The organism is Dyadobacter sp. HNCC25DJ184 (genome assembly GCF_056895215.1).
On sequence record NZ_JBXHAQ010000006.1, the window covers coordinates 195238 to 217786 of the forward strand.

Annotated in this window: 22 protein-coding genes; 10 read left to right on the forward strand and 12 right to left on the reverse strand. The window is 42.1% G+C overall.

Going from position 1 to position 22549, the window contains the following annotated elements; all coding sequences use genetic code 11:
- Complete coding sequence (rfbB, locus tag AC1XUD_RS11455) at positions 1 to 1053, reverse strand: dTDP-glucose 4,6-dehydratase (protein ID WP_483361133.1); 1053 nt, start codon at positions 1051 to 1053, stop codon at positions 1 to 3.
- Positions 1050 to 2069 (reverse strand): UDP-glucose 4-epimerase GalE, encoded by a 1020-nt coding sequence (gene galE, locus AC1XUD_RS11460; RefSeq protein ID WP_483361134.1) that lies wholly within the window; start codon positions 2067 to 2069, stop codon positions 1050 to 1052. The genes rfbB and galE overlap by 4 nt, the downstream gene beginning before the upstream one ends.
- A 214-nt stretch (positions 2070 to 2283) precedes the next feature.
- On the opposite strand from galE, the gene AC1XUD_RS11465 reads away from it, so the two are divergent.
- Entirely contained in the window at positions 2284 to 3129 is an 846-nt protein-coding gene (locus AC1XUD_RS11465; RefSeq protein ID WP_483361135.1) for a transglutaminase-like domain-containing protein, read from the forward strand.
- A gap of 2 nt (positions 3130 to 3131) precedes the next feature.
- On the opposite strand, the gene AC1XUD_RS11470 is transcribed toward AC1XUD_RS11465, so the two are convergent.
- A complete protein-coding gene (locus AC1XUD_RS11470) occupies positions 3132 to 3761 on the reverse strand; it encodes a 4'-phosphopantetheinyl transferase family protein (RefSeq protein ID WP_483361136.1) in 630 nt (209 codons plus the stop codon).
- A 38-nt stretch (positions 3762 to 3799) separates the two neighbouring features.
- Here AC1XUD_RS11470 and AC1XUD_RS11475 point away from each other — a divergent pair, with 38 nt between their 5' ends.
- From AC1XUD_RS11475 to folB, 3 genes are all read left to right on the forward strand, one after another.
- Positions 3800 to 4702 carry a WD40 repeat domain-containing protein gene (locus AC1XUD_RS11475; RefSeq protein WP_483361137.1) on the forward strand — a complete coding sequence of 301 codons (903 nt, stop codon included), beginning with the start codon at positions 3800 to 3802 and terminating at the stop codon, positions 4700 to 4702.
- 102 nt (positions 4703 to 4804) lie between these two features.
- Positions 4805 to 5809 carry a DivIVA domain-containing protein gene (locus AC1XUD_RS11480; protein WP_483361138.1) on the forward strand — a complete coding sequence of 335 codons (1005 nt, stop codon included), beginning with the start codon at positions 4805 to 4807 and terminating at the stop codon, positions 5807 to 5809.
- Positions 5810 to 5867: 58 nt separating this feature from the next.
- Positions 5868 to 6218 carry a dihydroneopterin aldolase gene (gene folB / locus AC1XUD_RS11485; protein WP_483361139.1) on the forward strand — a complete coding sequence of 117 codons (351 nt, stop codon included), beginning with the start codon at positions 5868 to 5870 and terminating at the stop codon, positions 6216 to 6218.
- A 43-nt stretch (positions 6219 to 6261) separates the two neighbouring features.
- Here the strand turns inward: folB and AC1XUD_RS11490 are convergent, their stop codons facing one another.
- The 3 genes from AC1XUD_RS11490 to AC1XUD_RS11500 all read right to left on the reverse strand — a co-directional run bounded on the left by AC1XUD_RS11490 (position 6262) and on the right by AC1XUD_RS11500 (position 8182).
- Positions 6262 to 6570 (reverse strand): rhodanese-like domain-containing protein, encoded by a 309-nt coding sequence (locus AC1XUD_RS11490; protein ID WP_483361140.1) that lies wholly within the window; start codon positions 6568 to 6570, stop codon positions 6262 to 6264.
- 151 nt (positions 6571 to 6721) lie between these two features.
- Positions 6722 to 7522, reverse strand: a complete 801-nt coding sequence (locus tag AC1XUD_RS11495; RefSeq protein WP_483361141.1) for a PASTA domain-containing protein — start codon at positions 7520 to 7522, stop codon at positions 6722 to 6724.
- 66 nt (positions 7523 to 7588) lie between these two features.
- Positions 7589 to 8182: a riboflavin synthase gene (locus AC1XUD_RS11500; protein ID WP_483361142.1), complete on the reverse strand. Its 594-nt coding sequence runs from the start codon at positions 8180 to 8182 to the stop codon at positions 7589 to 7591.
- A gap of 176 nt (positions 8183 to 8358) precedes the next feature.
- Here AC1XUD_RS11500 and hisB point away from each other — a divergent pair, with 176 nt between their 5' ends.
- The 3 genes from hisB (at position 8359) to AC1XUD_RS11515 (ending at position 12466) form a co-directional block, all read left to right on the forward strand.
- Positions 8359 to 9483 carry a bifunctional histidinol-phosphatase/imidazoleglycerol-phosphate dehydratase HisB gene (hisB, locus tag AC1XUD_RS11505; RefSeq protein WP_483361143.1) on the forward strand — a complete coding sequence of 375 codons (1125 nt, stop codon included), beginning with the start codon at positions 8359 to 8361 and terminating at the stop codon, positions 9481 to 9483.
- Between the two features lie 711 nt (positions 9484 to 10194).
- Positions 10195 to 10845: a carbonate dehydratase gene (gene can, locus AC1XUD_RS11510; RefSeq protein WP_483361144.1), complete on the forward strand. Its 651-nt coding sequence runs from the start codon at positions 10195 to 10197 to the stop codon at positions 10843 to 10845.
- A gap of 37 nt (positions 10846 to 10882) precedes the next feature.
- Positions 10883 to 12466, forward strand: coding sequence for a SulP family inorganic anion transporter (locus AC1XUD_RS11515; RefSeq protein WP_483361145.1), 1584 nt, complete (start codon positions 10883 to 10885; stop codon positions 12464 to 12466).
- A 77-nt stretch (positions 12467 to 12543) separates the two neighbouring features.
- Here AC1XUD_RS11515 and AC1XUD_RS11520 read toward each other — a convergent pair whose 3' ends face one another.
- Positions 12544 to 13527, reverse strand: coding sequence for an EamA family transporter (locus AC1XUD_RS11520; protein WP_483361146.1), 984 nt, complete (start codon positions 13525 to 13527; stop codon positions 12544 to 12546).
- 60 nt (positions 13528 to 13587) lie between these two features.
- On the opposite strand from AC1XUD_RS11520, the gene AC1XUD_RS11525 reads away from it, so the two are divergent.
- Complete coding sequence (locus AC1XUD_RS11525; RefSeq protein ID WP_483361147.1) at positions 13588 to 14391, forward strand: HAD family hydrolase; 804 nt, start codon at positions 13588 to 13590, stop codon at positions 14389 to 14391.
- Positions 14392 to 14535: 144 nt separating this feature from the next.
- Positions 14536 to 15783, forward strand: coding sequence for a beta-ketoacyl-ACP synthase II (gene fabF, locus AC1XUD_RS11530; protein WP_483361148.1), 1248 nt, complete (start codon positions 14536 to 14538; stop codon positions 15781 to 15783).
- 61 nt (positions 15784 to 15844) lie between these two features.
- Here fabF and AC1XUD_RS11535 read toward each other — a convergent pair whose 3' ends face one another.
- The 3 genes from AC1XUD_RS11535 to AC1XUD_RS11545 form a co-directional block, all read right to left on the reverse strand.
- Positions 15845 to 17098: a PQQ-dependent sugar dehydrogenase gene (locus AC1XUD_RS11535; RefSeq protein ID WP_483361149.1), complete on the reverse strand. Its 1254-nt coding sequence runs from the start codon at positions 17096 to 17098 to the stop codon at positions 15845 to 15847.
- Between the two features lie 115 nt (positions 17099 to 17213).
- A complete protein-coding gene (locus AC1XUD_RS11540; RefSeq protein ID WP_483361150.1) occupies positions 17214 to 17771 on the reverse strand; it encodes a DUF2911 domain-containing protein in 558 nt (185 codons plus the stop codon).
- A gap of 100 nt (positions 17772 to 17871) precedes the next feature.
- The gene (locus AC1XUD_RS11545; protein ID WP_483361151.1) at positions 17872 to 19464 is read right to left on the reverse strand and encodes a serine hydrolase domain-containing protein; all 1593 of its coding nucleotides are present in this window, start codon (positions 19462 to 19464) and stop codon (positions 17872 to 17874) included.
- Between the two features lie 260 nt (positions 19465 to 19724).
- Between AC1XUD_RS11545 and rhaM the strand changes: the two genes are divergently transcribed.
- Positions 19725 to 20039 (forward strand): L-rhamnose mutarotase, encoded by a 315-nt coding sequence (gene rhaM / locus AC1XUD_RS11550; protein ID WP_483361152.1) that lies wholly within the window; start codon positions 19725 to 19727, stop codon positions 20037 to 20039.
- Between the two features lie 161 nt (positions 20040 to 20200).
- On the opposite strand, the gene AC1XUD_RS11555 is transcribed toward rhaM, so the two are convergent.
- Both AC1XUD_RS11555 and AC1XUD_RS11560 read right to left on the reverse strand, forming a co-directional pair.
- Positions 20201 to 21298 (reverse strand): sialidase family protein, encoded by a 1098-nt coding sequence (locus AC1XUD_RS11555; protein WP_483361153.1) that lies wholly within the window; start codon positions 21296 to 21298, stop codon positions 20201 to 20203.
- Positions 21299 to 21358: 60 nt separating this feature from the next.
- Positions 21359 to 22366 (reverse strand): NAD(P)H-dependent glycerol-3-phosphate dehydrogenase, encoded by a 1008-nt coding sequence (locus AC1XUD_RS11560; protein ID WP_483361154.1) that lies wholly within the window; start codon positions 22364 to 22366, stop codon positions 21359 to 21361.
- Between the last annotated feature and the right edge of the window lie 183 nt (positions 22367 to 22549).

Sequence of the window (22549 nt, forward strand, 5' to 3'; positions counted from 1 at the left end):
CTATCTGTTTACATACATTGAGTCATAATAACGCTTGTAGTCCCCGGAGGTAACGTTATTTAACCAGTTTTGATTGTTTAAATACCAGTCGACTGTTCTTTCCAGCCCTTCCTCAAACTGAAGCGAAGGTTTCCAGCCCAATTCTTCCGAAAGCTTGGTAGCGTCGATGGCATATCTCAAATCGTGGCCCGCTCTGTCCGTAACATAAGTGATCAGTTTGGCAGATTCACCCGCTTCACGACCCAATTTTTTGTCCATCAACTCGCAAAGCATCATTACCAGATCAATGTTTTTCCATTCGTTATGACCGCCGATATTATAAGTATCACCTTCCTTGCCTTTATGGAAAATCACATCAATTGCCACCGCATGGTCTTCCACAAACAACCAGTCACGGATGTTTTCGCCTTTTCCATATACTGGAAGAGGCTTGTTATTCAATATGTTATGAATAATAAGCGGGATCAGTTTTTCCGGGAAGTGATTTGGTCCGTAGTTATTTGAACAGTTGGAAATCACTACCGGCAACTTATATGTATTGTGATATGCTCTGACAAAGTGATCTGAGGAAGCCTTCGATGCCGAATATGGAGACCTTGGATCGTACGCGGTAGTTTCAACAAAAAATGTTCCCGGATCGTGAAGTTCACCGTATACTTCGTCAGTTGAGACATGGTAAAAACGACGATCAGTTTTATCATGCCATGAAGCCCGTGCAGCATTCAGTAAGTTTACTGTTCCTATCACGTTAGTCATTACAAAAGACATCGGATCAGAAATTGATCTGTCAACATGACTTTCCGCTGCAAGGTGGATGACACCGTGGAAATCATTTTCTGAAAACAAACGAAAAATAAATTCAGCGTCCGTAATATCCCCTCTTACGAAAGTATAGTTGTCCGCATTTTCAACATCGCGCAAGTTTTCAAGATTTCCTGCGTAAGTCAGCGCATCGAGATTATATATATGGTATTCAGGATGATGGACGACAAAACGACGAACAACGTGTGAACCAATAAAACCAGCTCCTCCCGTAATCAATATTTTCTTCATATAGTCTTTGATATTTTTAATTGCCAATTCCACGCGTCACGCAGTGCATCTGCCATCGTTTTTTCTGCATGCCACTTCATTACGGTATTCACTTTGTCTGACTGGGCATATATTTTCTCTACGTCTCCTGCTCTTCTAGGCCCAATCGTATAGTTTAATTTTACATTATTTACTTCTTCAAATGTGTTGATTAACGCAAGCACAGTATATCCTTCTCCCGTTCCGACGTTAAACACATCATAAAAGTCAGTTGCGTCCTGTTCATCAAGCAATTCAAGTGCTTTCAAATGGGCTTTTGCCAAGTCAACTACGTGAATAAAGTCACGAACGCAAGTGCCGTCTGCTGTGTCGTAATCACTGCCAAAAACGGTTAGTGATTTACGAAGTCCCGCGGCTGTCTGGGTAATAAATGGCACCAGATTACTGGGCACACCATTTGGTAACTCCCCTATCAGCGACGTCTCATGAGCCCCTATCGGATTGAAATATCGAAGTGATATCGCTTTCAATCCAGCTTTCGAATGAACATGATCGCGGATGATATCTTCTGCTATCGCCTTGGTATTTCCATATGGCGAATTCGCCGGTTTTCTTGGCGTAGCCTCCGTAACCGGCAGCGCATCCGGCTGGCCATATACAGTACATGACGATGAAAACACAAATTTGGTCACATCAAATTCCTTCATAACACGAAGAAGAACCAGCAGAGAGTTGATGTTATTCTCGTAGTATTTCAATGGCTGTTCTACAGATTCGCCTACCGCCTTATATGCAGCAAAGTGAATAACGCCATCAAATTTTTCGTTTTTAAATAGATTTCTTACCTTATCTATATCATTACAATCAAACTCATAAAAAGGAAAGTCTTTACCGGTAATCTGCTTAATACCATTCAGAACCTCTTTGTTCGAATTATAAAGATTATCTAGAATAACTGGTTCGAAACCTGCATTGTGTAGTTCAACGACTGTATGTGACCCAATAAACCCTGCCCCGCCCGTTACAAGAATTTTCATAAAAAAATTTTTAACCTGGATAAAATTATAAGATATAATTGAAACCTAAAGTACTTCCTTTCAGCATTCAGAACTCACTTTGGGCAGAATCGATTTGCTACGTAAACCCCTCAAACTACAATTTTTTTACGGGCAAAAGTAGAAAATTTGACGTCGGATAAAAAAAAAATGTTTTTATTTATCCGACCATTGAAATAAGATGATAAGTGGGATTATGAACAAGAGAGAAATAAAAGCATTGGTATCATTACTGGATGACGAGGATCATGAAGTAAGTGAGCACGTTGAGGAGAAAATCATGTCTTTGGGAGGTGGTATCATACCTTTCCTGGAATCGGAATGGGAAGAGAGCTTCAATCCTAATATCCAACGAAAAATAGAAGAGCTGATCCATGAGCTTCAACTAAGTATCCTGATGGAACGCCTTCAGGAGTGGAAAAATGGAGGTGGTATCAATTTACTGGAAGGCATGTGGATTATAGCTACCTACCATTATCCGGATCTTACCATTGAAAAACTGACAACACAGATCGAGCAACTATATTACGACATATGGATTCAGTTTAAGGAGGAAATGAACGCAGTTGATCAAATTAAAAGGATCAACAGCATCTTTTTCGGACCTATGAATTTCTCGGCGAATACTAAAAATTTCCATTCGCCTTCCAACTCGATGATCAATGTCGTTTTAGAAAACCGGAAGGGAAATCCGATTACGTTATGCGTGATATACCTTCTCATTGCTCAAAAACTTGGAATCCCGGTATATGGCGTGAATCTGCCCAACCTGTTTGTGCTGACCTACAAGGACGACCAGTCGCAATTTTATGTGAATGTTTTCAGTCGCGGAATTATATTTTCAAACAAGGATATAGACCACTATATCGCCCAGCTCAATATTAAGCCAAAGGAGATTTTTTACCAGCCGTGTACCAATCTGCAGATTATTCAGCGCGTACTCAGAAATCTTTTGCTTTCTTACGAAAAAACGAGCGAGCACGAGAAGATGCACGAAATTGAGAAAATCCTGAAGTCAACTTTGGATAATCTTGAAGAATAGCGTTAGCAGGATATAGCCAGGCAATGTTTCCCAATCCATCTAATGGCAACTTTTGAATCAATTATCAGGTTTTCATCTGTGAGGGTAGCTTTCACGTTTTCGGTCTGACTATCAAAAGGTTCAACAAATATGCAGTCTCTGAAGCTTATTTGCTTTTTGCCATATTGTTTGTAAACTGCCTCTTTAACGCACCAATAAATACACAACGAATCAACTTGATTATTTGCCCTGTCAAACTCAGGCGGAGACAAAAATTTGTGGGCTACCCTTTGAAGTTTTTCATCCATTTTTTCCATATCAATACCCACTGCCGATGTAGGATTGATGACGGCAGCTACATATTCAAGCGTGTGTGTCAGCGAGATATGATAATTATGGTTCACCAAAAATGCTTTTCCGTGTTCATCTTTGTGGGTGCCGTGATAAGCAATCTCCAGTTTCTCGACTAACAATTGAATCAGCAACCTGCTGGCGAGCCATTCTCTTCTTTTCTGGCTATGTGATATCGTGGTAAGATCCTCAAAATTGAATTGACTGCCCAGTTTTTCGCAAAGTTCGGCTTCGGTTTCCTCCAATTTCCAGATAAACAATGTAGTATTGTCATGAATGATTTCCGAATGAACGAGCGGCATATTATTTCTGTTTAAAATTTTCCGAGAACTCAACTTACATGCATATTCACAAAATAGATACTTTTTCCGGTCACCGGGACAGTGTTTATACTATCGTTTCAGACAATACCGACCACGGATTTTATTCTGCCGGTGGCGACGGTTTCATCATTCAGTGGGACCAGCAAAAACCTGACTTAGGCAAGCTGGTAGCCCGGGCGGGGGTATCCGTCTATGCAATATGCTATGATCAGGAACGCTCTTTACTTTGGATCGGGCAAAATTACGAAGGAATTCAAATTTTGGATACCTCGACGAATACGATCAGCAAAACTATCAAAATTGCAAGCGCTGCAATTTTCGATATTCAAATTGTTGACGACAAAGCATTAATCGCCTTAGGCGATGGGGTGCTGGTGGTAATGGATATTCCGTCAATGTCCGTTCAAAAGCATATCAAGCTTGGGGACAAAAGCATAAGGAGCATTGCAATAAGTCCTTCTGGTAATGAAATTGCCGTTGGTGATAGCAGCCATATGGTTCATATTCTGGATCGCGATGGATTTGCTTTGAAGCAAACTTTAACAGGACACACGAATTCTGTATTTACCGTCTGCTACTCTCCCGATGGCCGGTATTTGCTCTCTTCCGGCCGAGACGCGCATTTACTGGTATGGGATGTTAGTAAGCAATATATCCTTATAAACGACATTCCGGCTCACATGTACGCAATCAACCATATCGTTTACAGCCCTGATTCCCGCTACTTTGCGACCGCCAGTATGGACAAATCCATCAAATTATGGGACGCTTCCAGTTTTAAATTGAAAAAAATTATTGACCGTTCCAGATATGCAGGACACGGTACATCCGTTAACAAATTACTATGGACAAACTTTGAGAATCAGTTGGTATCGTGCAGCGACGACCGCACGATCTCGGTCTGGGACATCAGGTTTTAGATTACTTTTAAAAAGGTTATATTGGTAAATACTTTGAAATATGACCCATATATCTTTAACTTACAAAGCCATTAATAAACAAGTACCAAAGAAAAAACCAGCATGAAAATTTCTGCAATAGACATACGTAAGCACACGTTTGAAAAAATTTTCAGAGGCTATGATCCCGATGAAGTGGATGCTTTTCTCAATTCCATATCACAGGAATGGGAGCGTGTGACAAGTGAGGTAAACCTGATCAAAATGCAGCTGGACTATGCAGAAAAGGAGCTTGCCAAGTTAAAAGATATCGAGTCCACCCTTTTCCGTACATTAAAAACTGCGGAAGACGCCAGCAAACAAATTGAAAAAGAGGCGATAGAAGATGCTGACAAGCGAATTCAGGAATCAAAGCTGAAAGCGGATCAACTTGTTTTTGAGGCTGAAAACCGTACAAATCAAGTAATCAAAGAAACCGAAGACCGGTTAAAAAGACTTAAAGAAGATTTTGGTTCTGAAATCAAGAAGCAGGAAAGAGATTTCAAAGCGATCGAAAACTTCAGAGACAATCTGGTAGTTCAGTTGACTGCTCTCGCTAACAATACAATTGAGACCGTTGAACGATTTGAGCAGAAATATGACAAAGCTTCCGTTTTAAACAAGATGGAGGAAATCAGACAACATGTTTCTGAAATAGAAATTCCGAAAAAGGCTGTCTATACCCCAAATGTAGTAGACTCGACTCCTGCTCTGGAAATTGAACCAGAAAAAGAGGTGAAGAGTGAGGTGATTTTTGAGATTGTTGAAAGCGAAGAACCTGAAGCTGAAATTGACGAAATTCTTATTGAAGAAGAAATTGTAATTGAGGACGAAGTTGAATTACCGCTTGAAGAGGAAATTGAGGTTATCGAGGAACCGGTGGAAGAGGTAGTGGCCGAAACGGTGGTTGCCGAAGAACCTAAAAAGAAAAGTGCCGCTGATGAAGCCAACGAGGCTCTGGAAGAAATGCATAGGAATGCAGAAAAGGCTCGGGACGCGACAAACGAATATAATAGAATAAGAAATACACCACCTGAGAAAGCTGCTCCTAAAAAGACCGGAGGAGGATCCTTTTTTGATCAGATCTGATATATTTGAGGTAAATCAGCAGCTGTTTTAATATTTAAATCCACTAATTACATCAGGATTGGGAACGATTTCCTTAGAAGGCCTTGAATTTTTTGCATATCACGGATACTACCCCGAGGAACAACGTATCGGGAATAAATATGCGTTAGACATAACAATTGTTGCGGATTTTGTAGAAGCCGCGCAAAGCGATAAACTGAGTGAAACCGTAAACTACGAGACCATTTATAGCATTGCCTCAAAAGTGATGAAGGAGCCCGCAAAGCTTTTAGAACACATCGGTTTCAAGGTAATTCATGATATCCGCCTGGAATATCCCCTTGTCGAAAAGATTTTGGTGAAAGTTTCGAAATTCAATCCCCCGGTAGGTGGAGTTTGCACTCGGGCAGTGATTACAATAGAAGGATAGAAACTGGTTGTGAAACATGATTTCACAACCAGTACTGACTTTATTAAAGCTCAGATTCTTCCAGTTCACGAAAGGCTAAGATCCCTCCGATTACATTTCTTGGATTTGAAAAACCCTGGCTTTTCAAAAAGGTAACCGCTTTTCCGCTACGGGCACCCGAGCGGCAATGAATGATAATTTCTTCATCTTTCAGAGCAGCAAGTTCATCAAGATGATCAGTCAGCTCACCCAACGGAATCAAAATCGCTCCTAAATTATCTTCCTCATATTCGTGCTCCTCACGAACATCGTAGAAGTGAAGTTCCTCACCGTTATCAAGACGCTCTTTTAATTCTTCAACAGTAATATCCATAGTTCAAAAAATTAATATAAAATTGAATCTGATTAATAGGGGATATCCGTGCACTTCCAAACTCCCCAGACTGCAAATTTCGCCTGACTTCTTCCAACTTACTTACGAAACAAACTGAGTTTCCGATGATCAGCGAAGCCATTTCATACAATTAAAACTGATCTCCAGTCGCACCGGCGGCTTCCGTTTCCGGCGCGGAAGGAGTGATCCATAAATCTATTACATCCCCTATCCTCACCTTAGTTCCAGCCTCAGGATTCTGACGTACTACGACGCCCGCAGCCTGTCCTTCCTTGGCATCGATCGTCATTTGCTGACCAACCTTCAATCCCGCTCCAATGATCGCAATTTTCGCTTCATCCAGTGGCATATCCATTACACTTGGCGCGTCAAACTGTGCAGTCCCAAGCCCCTCTCCCAGTACCAGATCTATTTTCGAACCTTTTGCTATCAGCTGTCCAGGCAAAATTTCACTGCCCTTATACATTTGCTTAAGTACCGCATTTTGTGCCATATCAGGCTCATAAGTGATATTACCTTGTTCCAGACCCTTACTCTTCAGCTCCATCTGCGCACTTTTCAAAGTCATATCCGTGATCTTCGGCATCTTAATCAATGGTACCGTATTCTGTACAACTGTAAGATAAATCTTACGCCCTTCCTTTACTTTTGCGCCTGGCAACGGGTACTGCGAAACAATGGTCAATCCTGGCACGTTGGCAACGAAAGTACAGTCACTTACTTCGTATCTTAAATCCCGGCTATCCAGAAATTCCTCCAGATCGACAACGCTTCTTTTCTTTAGATCGGGTACTGTAATGGATTCACCGTGGTTGGTTGTAAACGGAAGATAGACGAAGAAAAATCCCAGAAAGAAAACGAGAAGGATTAAAAATATGATTCCAATATGTATCAAAAGATCCGATCGGGTCTGAGTACTTATTTTGGCCATGAATTTGCGTAATTACTATGTAAATGGTGATTAAAATTAAACGGAATAATTCAGGAACTCAATACGTCAACGCGTATATCCGCCCATTATTCGTTTGATATATTTACCCAAAATATCAAATTCCAGGTTAACTGTGTCACCCTTAGCGAGTTGATGAAAATTTGTAAAAGAATAAGTGTAAGGAATAATCGTCACACGGAAGGAATTTTCTGTAGAATTAAATACTGTCAAACTCACACCATTGATACATATCGACCCTTTTTCCACAGTGATGTTGCCAATCGAAGGATCATATTCAAAATCGTACAACCAGCTTCCATCTCTTTCCTCCACATATGTGCATACAGCAGTTTGGTCTACATGGCCCTGAACAATATGTCCGTCAAACCTTCCGTTAGCCGGCATACACCGTTCAAGATTCACTTTGTCTCCTATATCCAATGATCCGAGATTCGTTTTTTTCAAAGTTTCTTCAACCGCAGTAACCATATATTGATCTCCAGCAATCTCCACTACCGTCAGGCAAACGCCATTGTGACTGACGCTCTGATCGATTTTCAACTCTTCGCTTATGTCAGATCTGAGGCTGAAAGTAATATTTGTACCCGATTCAATAATTTGTATAACTTCTCCCACCGACTCTACTATTCCGGTAAACATCCTTTTTGCAGATTAAATTAAAGTATATGGATATTAAGCTTAAATAACCGGTTAAATGTTCCCGTATTAGGTTTTTCTGTAAAATCGCTTCCCAATCCGACTTTGTTTGCGAAATTTGAGCAAAAATAGGAAATGCATTCGTCTTGACTTAATAATTATTTCAATATTACTACTAAATGAAGAAAGTGCTATTTATCGACCGTGACGGTACGATTATCATAGAGCCCCCCATCGATTTTCAGGTTGATTCATTAGAAAAACTTGAGTTCCTTCCGAAGGCAATCTCAAATCTTCGAAAAATCGCGGAGGAAACTGACTATGAACTTGTTATGGTTACAAATCAGGATGGATTGGGGACAACTTCGTTTCCCGAAGATACGTTCTGGCCTGCTCAGAATAAAATGATGACGATACTGACGGGTGAAGACATTAATTTCACCAAAGTGCATATCGACAGAAGTTTCCCGGAAGACAATTTACCAACCAGAAAGCCCGGAATCGGAATGCTGACGGAATATCTGACGGAAGAATATGACCTTGCAAATAGCTATGTCATCGGTGATCGTATTACAGATGTGCAACTGGCTGCAAATCTGGGTGCTAAAGCAATATTAATCGGGGACCTTGAGCATGCCAAAACGGTTCCTTCCGAAATTTCAAAATCTGTTTCTTTTATTTCAAAAGATTGGGATGAAATTTATGAACATCTGAAACTTCCAGCACGAACGGCTCATATTCAACGTAATACAAAAGAAACGCAGATTAGTGTTGATCTGAATCTGGATGGAAGCGGCCGCTCCGAAATCCATACAGGCTTAGGATTTTTCGACCATATGCTGGATCAATTAGCCCGCCATTCCGGTGCAGATCTGAATATATCTGTTCAGGGCGATCTGCATATCGACGAACATCATACCATAGAAGATACGGCACTTGCGTTAGGCGAAGCATATAGAATTGCGCTGGGCGACAAACGTGGCATCAGCAGATATGGTTACTTACTACCTATGGATGAGGCGCTTGCTCAGGTCGCTATCGACTTTTCCGGCCGTCCTTGGATGGTCTGGGATGCAGAGTTCAAGCGCGAAAAAATTGGTGAAATGCCTACGGAAATGTTCCATCATTTCTTCAAATCGTTCTCCGACACTTCCCTTTCCAACCTGAATATCAAGGTGGAAGGAACGAACGAGCATCACAAAATCGAGTGTATATTCAAAGCGTTTGCGAAGGCTATCAAAATGGCTGTGCGCCGGGATTTGAAAGCATTGGATTTCATGCCGTCGACAAAAGGAGTTTTATAATTTTTTGATCGAAGTACATCGTGCTATCGATTTTTGAGTATTTTTGTAATTATTGAATCAGTAAACCGGTGATTTTATGACAATGACCATCATCATGATAGCCTTCTATATAGTTTTGCTAGGCTCAGCTCTCTTTGTTGGGAGATGGCTGGAAAACCATGAAAAAGGCTGGAGAAGATAATATGATAAAGGGATGACTCAGTGCATCCCTTTTTTATTGTTAGGACAAGAAAAAATCTATCCGAACGTTTATCCAGAAATTCAGGTTAAATAATTAGTTCAATCTCATAATACATTGCTAAGAAATTTTTGCATCATATTACTCTCAGTCTTTCTCGTTTGCAAAGTTGCAAATGTTCAAAGTCTGTTGTCTGCAAAAAAATCGATTGAAAAGTGTGATTCTGAGAACTGTGGAAATGAAAGCTCTGAGTCTGAGCTGGAGAAGAAAATAGATGATCAACAGATGATAACCTACTTCCCCAGTATGGAGAAGAAGGCCTTCGAGTTGCCATCTACTTCTGCATTTAAATATACTACTGACTACAATAACGAGATTTATCGCAATCTCTTCTCCCCCCCGCCTGAATTAGGCTAATAAAACCCGCTGTTATTTATTATTATTTTTTCAGGAAACTTCTGTTACTGTCATTTGACCGTTTTCAGAATTTACCATATTCGCTGTATTTTCTCATAACTTAAGCTTAAATACTTATGATTAACTCGTATAAGCAACTTTTCGCAAATAATGAAAAATGGGTGAAGGAAGTAACCCAGGACAATCCCCATTTTTTTGACATACTTGCCAACGGTCAAAATCCTGAATTTCTATGGATAGGCTGCTCAGACAGTCGCGTACCGGCCAACCAGATCACTGGGACCAATCCCGGTGAAATTTTTGTACATAGAAATATCGCCAATATGGTGGTTCACACCGACATGAACATGCTCAGCGTACTCGATTATTCCGTAAACGTACTGGGCGTTAAGCATATCATGGTTGTTGGACACTATGGTTGTGGCGGTGTGCTGACGGCAATGTCAAACAAACAGGTTGGCCTGATTGACAACTGGCTTCGTCATATCAAAGATGTTTACCGTCTGCATGAGCGTGAGCTTGAAAAAATAGAAGACCTTACTGAACGGGCCAACAAACTTGTAGAGCTCAACGTGCGGGAACAAGTGTATAACCTAAGTAAGACATCCATTGTTCAAAATGCATGGGCTACTAACCAACCCCTGTTGATTCACGGGATTGTTTACGACATTAAAAACGGCATTATGAAAGATCTCAAATATACAATGGGCGATACTAGCAAAATTGATCAGGTATTCCGTTTGGATCAGAAGCTGCAGCCTGCTTGATACCAAACTCTAACAAACAAACTCAAATAAGAAACCGATGCAAAGTTCCGCTGATAAAAAAAGCATATTTGCCAACTTAAAATACGATATCCCGTCCGGATTGGTCGTTTATCTGGTTGCCCTTCCACTTTGTCTCGGGGTGGCTCTGGCATCTACCGGCCGACCTGATCTGCTATTTTCGGGCATCATCGCCGGGATGATTGGTGGAATCGTAGTAGGCCTCATCAGTGGATCTTCGCTCGGTGTGGCTGGCCCCGCAGCAGGCTTGGTAGTCATTGTCTTGAACGCCATCGATACCCTGGGAAGCTTTGAAGCTTTCCTTGCCGCCGTGGTTATAGCAGGCATAATACAGGTCGTTGCCGGACTTTTGAAAGCAGGGATTATAGGATATTATTTCCCGTCATCCGTGATTAAAGGAATGCTCGCAGCAATCGGTATCACGCTTATTTTAAAGGAGATACCCCACGCTTTTGGTTATGACGCCGACTTCATGGGCGATGAAGCCTTTAATCAGAAAGACGGTCAGAATACTTTTACCGAATTGTTCAATGCTGTGAAATACAGTACCTGGGGAGCAATCATTATTTCAGCCGTTTCACTTTCCCTCCTTATACTCTTCGACCGTCCGTTTATGAAACGCATACAGCTTTTCAGATTCCTGCCCGGTGCCTTATTCGTCGTGTTATTTGGGGTGTTGCTTAATCTTGCTTTTCAAACTTTTGCTCCCGGACTTGCCCTGTCAGGCGACCATATGGTTCAACTCCCGGTGGCACAAAGCCTGGGCGAATTTTTTAGCTTTTTCAAATCACCTGACTGGACTGCTTTTACCAAACCTGCTACTTACACCGTTGCCGTTACATTGGCCGTGGTAGCTAGTTTGGAAACGTTACTATCCGTTGAGGCGACAGATAAACTGGATCCCTACAAAAGGAACACGCCTACAAATCGTGAGCTTATCGCTCAAGGAGTTGGTAATATCACATCAGGGATGATTGGCGGACTGCCTATCACACAGGTAATTGTAAGAAGTTCGGCTAACGTCGAAGCGGGCGGAAGGACAAAATTAGCTACGGTAACCCACGGCGTCATACTTTTGATATCCGCATTAGCAATACCGACGTTGCTGAACCATATCCCGCTTGCCTCGCTCGCAGCTATCTTGCTAATCGTTGGTTATAAATTGTCCAAGATATCGCTCTACCGAGGCATGTTTAAACTTGGATACGAGCAATTTGTACCGTTTGCCGTTACAATAATTGCTATCCTTGCGACAGATCTTCTGAAAGGTATTGCAATCGGAATGGTAGTAGCTATCTATTTCATATTGAGGAAAAACTATATTCATTCTTATCAGTACAAACGCGAGAAAGAGCAAAGCCGTGAAGTCATCACTTTGATTTTGTCGGAAGAAGTAACTTTCCTGAACAAAGGCAGTATTGGAGCTTCGTTAGATGCTCTGCCTGATAATTCGAAGGTTATTATTGATGGTTCAAGATCTCTGAATATTGACTATGATGTGCTGGAAATCATTCAGGATTTTAAAAAGCACTCGGCACCAAGCCGAAATATCACGGTAGAAACCAAAGGGATTAAAGACGTTGCCACCGTTGGCGGACATTGACACTTACCACACTAGTTAACGAAGTAGCCGGCCTGTTCAAGACAAAGCCGGCTCTTTTGGTTTAAGAGCTCACGCTATTACTTTGCCAACGCACTATTTCGCTTCGCCAGCAGCTGCTGACTATTGAATATCACTATCGACACCAATATGAGTGTATATGCCGTCATTTGAAATGAGTTGATCGGCTCGTTGAAGTATAGCAGCGCGATCATAAAATTCAGCAATGGATTGATATACAACAGAATACCCATCGTGGACGAGTTAACTCCCTGCAAGGCATATAGATTCAGAAAAAGAGGGATGATCGTGAATATTACCGCGATTACGAAAATCAGTTCATAGAAGACACTTTCCGTCGGAAGCTCAGCGGCATACGAAGGATAAAACGGAAGCAGAATCATTGTTGAAAAAAGAATCTGAAGTGTCAAAACCAGAAATCTGTCCAGACCGATATTCCTTCTTTGGCTCACAAGGTAAAAAGCGTAGGATGAAGCAACGATCAAGCTATATCCGATATCGGCTATATTATTGAAAGACAACAGAATACAACTTCCTATACTCAGCATAACAGCAGTCCATTTAATTTTCGTCAACTGCTCATCTAACACAAAAAATGCAATGACTGTAGTCAATATCGGACAGACCAAGTACGCAAATGATGCTGCTTTAATACTAACATTATTCATGACATATATAAAAAAGAACCAGTTGGCTGTCAACAATATGCCTCCTATTAGAATCTGGAAAAGTGCCGCCTTCTTCTCTCCCGAACTCTTCATTTTGAAAATATGGATGTTGGTTTTCAGAATGCTTCTGCGAATAAAAATGCTAATGAATGCCATAATGACGGCACACATAAATACCCGATAAAAAAGTATATCAAGCGAAGGATAGTGGTGGAGTGGTTTGAGAGCCAGACTGAAAAAGCCCCAGATAACAAAGGCTAGCAAGCCTGCCGCATAGTATTTCGAAATCCGCATATCGTTAAAAACATTTAGATTTTTAACAGCACGAGCCTCATCATGGTTCGTAGAAAGCGCATCAAACTTAAAAAAATACAAATATTCAAGTTATTATGCAGTACTTTTGTTCCTTTCTCGCGCTATCAAATGCTTATGAATATGAATGAAGTCCGCCTTATCGCTACGGACATGGATGGAACACTTTTGAACTCTGAACATGAAGTGAGTGAGTCATTTTATTCCATTTTTGAACAATTAAAAGAAAAGAATATCAAGTTTGTTGCCGCCAGTGGCCGGCAATATTACAACCTTCTTAAAACCCTGGATCAGATAAAAGACGACGTAATTTTTGCGGCCGAAAATGGTAGCTACGTAGTTTATCGTGATCAGGAAATCCACGTTCAGGCCGTCGATAAAGAAATTGTCTTTGATTTAGTAAAGATTGCGAGGTCAATTCCAGATACTTACACGATCATTTGTGGAAAAAAGAAAGCGTATGTCGAAAGTTCCGTACCTGCTTTTATTGAACATTTGCAATTGTATTTTGAGAGATTTGAAATCGTCGAAGATCTACTGAAGGTTACGAACGACGACTTTTTGAAATTCACGGTATGCGACCTTGCGGGCTCCGAAAAGAACAGCTATCCATATTTTAAGCATCTTTCTGATAAACTTAAAGTAAAAGTCTCCGGTCCCATTTGGCTTGACATTTCCCATTTAGATGCCAATAAAGGCAGGGCAATGGAAGTGCTGCAAAACCTCTACGGAATATCAGAACAGGAAACGATGGTATTCGGCGACTATCTGAACGATATCGAAATGTTGCAAAAAGCATATTATTCTTACGCAATGGCCAATGCACATCCCGAGGCAAAAAGTGTGGCGCGTTTCAGTGCTGACAGTAATGATAATGACGGAGTTGTTAAAATTCTCGAAGAATTTCTGGCTGTAAAAGAAAATTGAAATTTATAATCAATTGGTTATATGCAAGTTAAATGATCGGCAAATTTTGCAGTTTCATTTTCATAAAGGCATATGAACCTTTTGTTGATAGACTATTGTTTGGTTTAATACCGATCGGTATATTTTTGTAATCATTAAATTCATATGAAACGAGTAGTAGTTACAGGGCTTGGAGCCATCACACCTTTGGGCAATAATGTGGAGGAATTTTGGTCCAACATTGTGGCAGGTAAAAGTGGCGCAGGTCTCTTGACAAAATTTGATGCTTCTAAGTTTAAAACCCGCTTCGCCTGCGAGGTAAAAGGTTTTCAGGGTGAAGATTTCATTGATAAAAAGGAGTTGAAAAAATATGACCTTTTCACTCAATATGGAATTGTCGCCAGCGATCAGGCCATTGCGGACGCGGGACTGGACTTTTCTCAGATGTCCCAGGAAGAGCGTTTCGAAGTTGGGGTGATATGGGCTACCGGAAACGGCGGTATCGGCACTTTCGAAGAACAACTTAAGGAATTTCACAACGGCGACGGGACACCGAGATTTAATCCGTATTTTATTCCTAAAATGATCGTGGATATTGCTGCTGGCGTCATCTCGATCAGGCATAAATTGCATGGCCCTAACTATTGCACAGTTTCCGCTTGTGCATCGTCAAATACCGCTATTATCAGTGCGTTTGACACTATAAGATTAGGGAAAGCCACGATTATGGTGGCAGGAGGTTCGGAAGCAGCGATCACCCAATCTTCTATTGGTGGGTTTGGCTCTGCTCAGGCTCTGTCTAAAAACAACGAAAATCCGCAAGGTGCCTCTCGGCCCTTTGACGCAGATCGCGATGGATTTGTGATGGGCGAAGGTGCTGGTGCCTTGATATTGGAAGAACTCGATCATGCTCTGAATCGCGGTGCCAGGATATATGCAGAAATTGTAGGCGGCGGTATGGCAGGAGATGCATATCACCTTACGGGCACACCACCAGATGGATTAGGTGCATACCTTGGGGTGACGAAGGCATTGGACGACGCGGGCCTGAAAGCAAGTCAAATTGACTATGTTAATGCCCACGCAACTTCGACGAACCTTGGGGATATTAGTGAATTGGTTGGTATCAAAAGAGCTTTCGGAGACCTTGAAGTAACTGTTACAGCCCCAAAATCTATGACAGGGCATTTGCTGGGTGCGGCAGGAGCCGTTGAGAGTATCATCAGTATCCTCTCCATCAGGGACCAGGTTATTCCCGCGACGATCAACACAACTAATCTGGATGAGCACATTCCGGATGGCGTGAAAATTATCACCGGAAAGAGCATTAATCAAAAAGTCGATTACGTTGTAAATAACACCTTCGGTTTCGGAGGACATACTGCCACTTCGATTTTCGGGAGATATGAATAAATAAATTGAAAAGTGGATATGCCTAACTAAGCATATCCACCTTTCAATTACAAACCGATTTTTACTTTACACTAACCTTCCAAACCGTATTCCCGGCGTCATCGCAAACCAGCATTGACCCATCATCAAGAACCGTGATACCGACCGGGCGGCCAAATACGTTATCCTCATCCTTTACAAAACCAGTTAAAAAACTCTCCGGCTTTCCCGACGGTTTGCCGTTAGCAAAAGGAACAAATGCAACCCTGTATCCCGACAATTTTGAGCGATTCCAGCTTCCATGTTGACCTACGAATGCACCGTTTCTATATTTGGCTGGGAACTTGGTTTTGTCGTAAAATGCCAAACCAAGGGAAGCTGTGTGTGAACCCATAGGTACATCGGGCACCAGTGCTTTGGCTACAAGATCTTTACCTTCACCTTTCATTCTCGGGTCGGCATTCTGTCCATAATAGGAATATGGCCAGCCGTAAAATCCACCAGGTCTCACACTGGTAATATAATCAGGAACAAGCTCATCACCGAGTTCGTCCCTTTCGTTCACAGCCGTCCATAATTCGTTGCTGCCAGGCGCCCAGTCCATACCAACCGGATTTCGCAATCCGCTTGCAAATATTTTTTCTCCACTTCCGTCTGGATTAATTTCGAGGATGTTGGCCCTTCTTTTTTCTTCGTCCATTCCATGATCCGCTACATTACTTGCGGAACCCACCGAGACGTAAATTTTTGTTCCTGCGCTGTTCACCAACAGGTTTCTTGTCCAGTGATTGTTATATCCACCAGCAGGAAGATCCAATATCTTCTCCCCTTTTTTCGTAATCCTCGTTTCGCCGGTCTGATATGGATATCGATAGAGACCATCGGTATTCGCTATATAGAAGTAATCTTTTAGAATGAGCATTCCCAATGGCTTATTAAGCTTCTCTGCAAATATCTCCTGAAGTTCGGGGACTCCATCCTTGTTAGTATCCCTAAGTATTGTGATCCGATCTGCACTTTTCTTAGTACCGGACTCCGCAATAAATACATCACCATTTGGCCCTTCATATGCCCATCTTGGATTTTTCAGGTTGGTGGCATATTTTGAAACCGTAAAACCCTCAGGTGCAATGGGTACGCCACCCCCTTCCCAGCCCAATATCTTGGGATTATGTGTTACGGATTTACTAGCAAACGGTGCAGGTAAAAGTGCGCTGTCTACTTCTGTGACAACGGTATCCGGTGTTGATTCTACACGTGATTCTTGTTTGTTTCCATTGCAGGCCCAGAAACTTGTGGCAAATCCAAGCAGATATATGATATTCCCAGTCTTCATTTTGTTGGCAATTATGTTAAAGATTTGACTCGTATCTCCAAATAATGATGCCAGACAAAAAAATAACCGGAAGAAAAACCTCCGGCTACGTTGTAAATGAATTTGGTTTGGATACTTAAAATTTGAAAGGAACGTCCACCAAAGTGTTGGCCCACCCCAAAGTCATAGTAGCTTCATTTGTACCCTTTGGAGCAAACTGGATCGTAAAGTTCTCAATCAAATCCGCATTTTTTGATTTCACCGGTACTTTTACTCTGAGCACATCATTTGCTTCTTTGTATTTATAAGCACCCCAGTAATCCAGGTCGCTGCTCAGTATAATGGTCCATTCGTTTTCCTCGGGAATCGCGAAAAGCGAATAGGTTCCAGCCTTCACTTTCTTGCCGCCAATGGTGGCATCTGCATACAATTTGATCTCTGTTGATTCGTCAGCACCGGCCCTCCATACTTTTCCGAAGGGCTCTAGTTTGCCAAATATTTCTCTGCCCTTCACGTACGGACGGCTATAAGTTACTTTAACTAACGGCTTTTCGCCATCCTTACGATCGTGTGCAAAATTATCAGGGAAATAAGCCACATCACGTGGACTCTTGTCCAAGCCTCTCAGCTTTTGCGCATGCGAGGCACCTGAAATAAAAAGGGCAAACAGCAATAGAAAACTAATCTTCTTCATGTTAATTGATTTATGTTAATTGCTTGATAGCTTTAAATGAAAAGGCAAAATAGCTGATTTTTTACTAGGAGAAGCAATATTACATGAGGTCAGACCCGATTTATGCAATTACCCTCCCAACCAATTCAGGACGCGGGTCGGCTGCATTGGTTAATATAGCGATACTGCGTTTGAAGGCCACTTTAACTTCGCCCGGATTTTCGAAATGACAGGTAATTATCTCATAATGGGCAGTCTCAATAAATCGCCATACCATGTTGAAAGAATTGCCCTCCCACGCGCCGCTGGCAGCAATTTTTGTCAGCGTTTCGCCAGGTACCGGGGTACTTACAAGCTTGATGGGGATTGTAGAGACGTCTGATTTATTCTCATACCATTGCCCAATTTTTCCTTTAATTGTATGGGATCCTTTTTCGTCTTTAAAGGTGAAATTATACAAATCTTTATCGAAGGCTAATGCCACATCGGTGATACCGATTGTATTCTTGTCGATTTTAAAATTGCGTGCGTTTATTTTTGAAGCAATTCCCGAGGAATTTTGCCCCTCAGGGAACGGCAATGCCAACGACTTCAATTTGGTTTTTAAACCGGCAGACAAAGAGGCATCTTTACTTACTGCATTTTTTTCTGCGGCAGGTAAAATATGATTCCAGACTTCGTTCAATATCGCGCCCATATCCCCCGTTTCACTCGTCATTGCAATCACCATATCCTGCTCCGGGATGACTATACAATATTGTCCGTATGCTCCGTCGCCACGATATGCGTTGTGGCGGCATCTCCAAAACTGATATCCATATCCCTGTTGCCAGTCATTTTCCTCGGCAGGCTGGGAGCCGCCTTTTGACATAATATGCTTCGACGTAGCGTCATTTACCCATGCTTCCGACAGAATTCTCTTGCCGTTCCACACACCTTTTTGGAGATATAGCTGACCAAATTTGGCAATGTCCTCAGTTTTTACCCTTAATCCCCAGCCACCGGTATTGATTCCATTCGGATCAACTTCCCAGTCCATACCGGTAATATTGAGCGGGCTGAATAATCGCGGGGTGAGATATTCAATCAAAGTAACACCTGTAACTTTCTGAATAATAGCCGAAAGCATGTAGGTCGCACCGCTGTTATATACAAAGAACGTCCCGGGTTCATGTTCAACAGGCAACTCCAAAAATGATTTGATCCAGTTGGGTTTACCAGTACCTCGCAACGAGGGAGTAGAATCTTTGTCGTGTCCGGTAGACATGGTCAAAAGATCCTGAATACGCATCTTGCCCAAATTTTCGCTGATCGTAGCAGGAACAGATTCAGGGAAAAACGATATCACCTTGTCAGTCACTTTGATCTTGCCCTCTCCCACCGCCAGACCAATAGCCGATGATGTGAAGCTTTTGCTCAGAGAATAAAGGGTATGTTTAAGATCGGGGGCATATGGTGCCCACCAGCCTTCTGCCAGCACTTTACCGTGGCGTAAAACCATCAGGCTGTGAACATTCAATTTTGCCTTTTCTACAGCCTTGACAAAATCCAGAATACCAGCGGAAGCAACGCCTTCAGCCTCGGGAAAACTCCTGGCCAGTTGTCCGGTTTTAACTGGATATGACAGAGCATTTTGCGAGACAAAAGTGATTAATCCCAATTGCAAAGCCGCGAAGCCTGCTTGCTGAATAAATTCCCTTCTATTGATTTCCATAGGATTTGAGCAAAGCGTGAATATCTTGGTTTTAAAACCATATATCACCTCAGTTATACTCGAAGGGTAGGAAAAGGAACTTTTAGCTTTTAGGTATTGGGTATTAGTTTTTTGGCTTCAAACGCGGAGTTACAAGAGTGATGCGCTGAGTTACGCAGAAAAAAATGCACAGTGTAACGCACCGAAAAACTCCCCTAACCTCTACTTTTAATTAAATAACTTAGAAAAACTAAAAGCTAACCACTAATACCTACCAGCTCATGAAACGTGTTGCTTTTAAAATGAAACTTAATCCAGGTCAAGTTGCCGAGTATAAGAAACGGCATGATGAGATATGGCCTGAGCTTAAACTGCTACTCAAGAACAATGGCGTGAGCGATTATTCGATATTTCTGGATGAAGAAACCAATATTCTCTTTGCTGTTCAGAAACTGGATGGTTCAGGCTCTTCGCAAGATTTGGGATCGACGGAGATTGTTCAGAAATGGTGGAAATTCATGGCCGACGTGATGGAAACCAACCCCGACAACTCACCCGTCAGTACACCACTGCAGGAAGTTTTCTATATGGAATAAAAATAATGCCGGCGATAAATTCGCCGACATTATATTCATACTATTGAGCGAGTCTAAAAACAGGCCCAAACTTTCGGGACAAAGCTTCACTTACCTCGCAAATGACCACTTCCTGACAACCCCCGACCAAACCCGGCATGCCAAAAACCGGCCCAGCAAAATCATTTCTGCTTCTCCGCCAGTTTCCTGATATTACCCTGATCACCTTTCCAAAAAGCAATTTTCTGACGGTTCCATGTGTAGGTTACCGCAACTGAATCTCCCCATGAAATGATGGCCGGATATGAAAACTCGTCATCTTCGCTTCCCTTGTCAAGATTGATCTTATCTGTCCAGGTTTTGCCGTTATCGTGCGAAAGAGACAATGACAAAGGTGATCTTGAACCCCAGTTTTTATTGTCAGGATTATAAACCAACGCCAGTGTTCCATCCGCAAGTTTGGCCAGATCTATTCCGCTGTTGGGGTTTGGTATTCCTGTTGAATAGATTTTGTTCCATGTTTTGCCGTTGTCCTCCGAATCGCTTCGGCCAATAACGCCACCCGTAGTGCGTATCAGCATATGAATTTTGCCCGGAGCTGACTCCCACAGAGTCGGCTGGATGGCACCCTTCCCTTTAATCTGATTGGTATCAATCGCAAAATAATTGGATGCAGTCCATGTTTTCCCTTTGTCCTCGCTTCTGTCCACAAACACTTCCCAGTTTTTTACTTCATTAGACGCCCCGGCCAGCCAAGTTCCGTCCGATAGTTCCAATAATTTATCTTTTACTGGTCCACGACCTCCTTTGTCTCCCTTCACCAACTCATATGCATCCGACCAGGTTTGTCCGCCATCCTCTGATGATTTCACCCAGGTTTCCCATTGCGCGATTTCCTTCCCGACTTTAAAATACAGATATACTTTATTTCCGGCCTTTTGAAGTACCGGATTCCAATGCGCATCTTCGCGAATTTTGGCAACCTCTATCGGTTTACTCCAATGACCTGGCGCTCCTTTTGAAAGCCATATGCCTACATCAGGATTTTTTTCTTCTGTCCCGCCAAACCATGCCACCAAAAATTGACCGTCGTCCAATCTCACCAACGTCGATGCGTGGCACTGGGCAAACGGACGGTCATCGCCAAAGACGAACGTCCGACCGGATATGTTTGTGGTATCCGACATCTCAGTGGTTTCACTTGTTTTACTACAAGAACTGGATAAAATAGTGGCTGCAATTAATGCAACCGATGCAAAACGAACACTTTGACTCACCATATGGAAAATGATTTCGATCCTGTTAAAATTGGAGTACGATTTAAAACGGCAATAAGGCCATTATCGCAAATGCATTTTCAATTTGTCCATCACCAAAGCCGGCGACTGATCTTCATATAGTATCTGATAAACCGATGTGGTAATCGGCAAATTTACATTCAGCCCCTTATTGATTTCCATAATACTCTTTGTCGCATAATATCCTTCCGCAATCATTTTCATCTCCATCTGGGCTGCTACAACGCTATATCCACGACCAATCATATTTCCAAAAAGGCGATTCCGGCTGAACTGTGAATACGCAGTTACGAGCAAATCGCCCAGATAAGCGGATGCGCTGATCTCTCTTTCACGGGTATCGACCGCAGTAACAAACCTGCCGATCTCTAACATTGCATTGGATACCAAAACAGCCTGAAAATTGTCGCCATATCCCAGCCCGTGGGTAATTCCGCAAGCCAGCGCAACAATATTCTTCATTACTGCAGCATATTCAACGCCGTACAAGTCATCCAGATAATGTGCTGAAACGAATCGGCAACTGATGATATCCGCAAAATCTTTGGCAGTCTTCTTATCAGTTGAGGCAATGGTGAGATATGATTGCTTTTCCAACGCAACTTCTTCTGCGTGGCATGGACCCGCTATTACTGAAGTATCGTTGATATCAATATCATATTTATCTGATATCCAGTCAGTCACGAGCTTATTTTCGCTAGGAACCATACCTTTAATCGCCGAAACCACTTTCTTGCCCGCCAGTTGCTTTTTAGTGACCACTTTCAAAGATTCCTCCAAAAAGGCAGCGGGAACAGCCAAAATTACATATTCCGCCCCCTTCAGTGCATCTGAAATTTGTTCGAATACCTTTATTTTTTTGGGAGAAAGCAGAACGTCACTCAGGTAACTGGGGTTGTGATGATATTTGCGGATATGCTCAATATCACGTTTGCTGCGAAGCCACCAACGGATCTGAACGTGGTGATGTTCACACAAAATCTTCACGATCGCCGTTGCCCAACTTCCGCCTCCAATAACTGCTATCTTTTTACTGTTGATTAAACTCATTTTTATGAAAACTCTTGGTATGGATGACCTGAGCCATATTTAGTCCTTTTTATAAGAGTGCCAAACTAGTCTTTTATAAAGAGAATGAACATGCTTTACGACAAAAAAAGTTGATGAAAATCCGGTCCAAATTGATTTTACCGGTAATTTTTGTAAAATTCGTTGAATTATTTACACTTTAAC

Coding starts and splice junctions, on each gene's coding strand:
- rhaM (WP_483361152.1), top strand. CDS start 19,725: ATGAAACGTGTTGCTTTTAAAATGAAACTTAATCCAGGTCAAGTTGCC.
- AC1XUD_RS11545 (WP_483361151.1), bottom strand. CDS start 19,464: ATGGAAATCAATAGAAGGGAATTTATTCAGCAAGCAGGCTTCGCGGCT.
- AC1XUD_RS11490 (WP_483361140.1), bottom strand. CDS start 6,570: ATGGATATTACTGTTGAAGAATTAAAAGAGCGTCTTGATAACGGTGAG.
- can (WP_483361144.1), top strand. CDS start 10,195: ATGATTAACTCGTATAAGCAACTTTTCGCAAATAATGAAAAATGGGTG.
- AC1XUD_RS11515 (WP_483361145.1), top strand. CDS start 10,883: ATGCAAAGTTCCGCTGATAAAAAAAGCATATTTGCCAACTTAAAATAC.
- AC1XUD_RS11500 (WP_483361142.1), bottom strand. CDS start 8,182: ATGTTTACCGGAATAGTAGAGTCGGTGGGAGAAGTTATACAAATTATT.
- AC1XUD_RS11470 (WP_483361136.1), bottom strand. CDS start 3,761: ATGCCGCTCGTTCATTCGGAAATCATTCATGACAATACTACATTGTTT.
- AC1XUD_RS11480 (WP_483361138.1), top strand. CDS start 4,805: ATGAAAATTTCTGCAATAGACATACGTAAGCACACGTTTGAAAAAATT.
- rfbB (WP_483361133.1), bottom strand. CDS start 1,053: ATGAAGAAAATATTGATTACGGGAGGAGCTGGTTTTATTGGTTCACAC.
- AC1XUD_RS11540 (WP_483361150.1), bottom strand. CDS start 17,771: ATGAAGAAGATTAGTTTTCTATTGCTGTTTGCCCTTTTTATTTCAGGT.
- galE (WP_483361134.1), bottom strand. CDS start 2,069: ATGAAAATTCTTGTAACGGGCGGGGCAGGGTTTATTGGGTCACATACA.
- AC1XUD_RS11535 (WP_483361149.1), bottom strand. CDS start 17,098: ATGAAGACTGGGAATATCATATATCTGCTTGGATTTGCCACAAGTTTC.
- hisB (WP_483361143.1), top strand. CDS start 8,359: ATGAAGAAAGTGCTATTTATCGACCGTGACGGTACGATTATCATAGAG.
- AC1XUD_RS11495 (WP_483361141.1), bottom strand. CDS start 7,522: ATGGCCAAAATAAGTACTCAGACCCGATCGGATCTTTTGATACATATT.
- AC1XUD_RS11525 (WP_483361147.1), top strand. CDS start 13,588: ATGAATGAAGTCCGCCTTATCGCTACGGACATGGATGGAACACTTTTG.
- AC1XUD_RS11560 (WP_483361154.1), bottom strand. CDS start 22,366: ATGAGTTTAATCAACAGTAAAAAGATAGCAGTTATTGGAGGCGGAAGT.
- AC1XUD_RS11475 (WP_483361137.1), top strand. CDS start 3,800: ATGCATATTCACAAAATAGATACTTTTTCCGGTCACCGGGACAGTGTT.
- AC1XUD_RS11465 (WP_483361135.1), top strand. CDS start 2,284: ATGAACAAGAGAGAAATAAAAGCATTGGTATCATTACTGGATGACGAG.
- AC1XUD_RS11555 (WP_483361153.1), bottom strand. CDS start 21,298: ATGGTGAGTCAAAGTGTTCGTTTTGCATCGGTTGCATTAATTGCAGCC.
- fabF (WP_483361148.1), top strand. CDS start 14,536: ATGAAACGAGTAGTAGTTACAGGGCTTGGAGCCATCACACCTTTGGGC.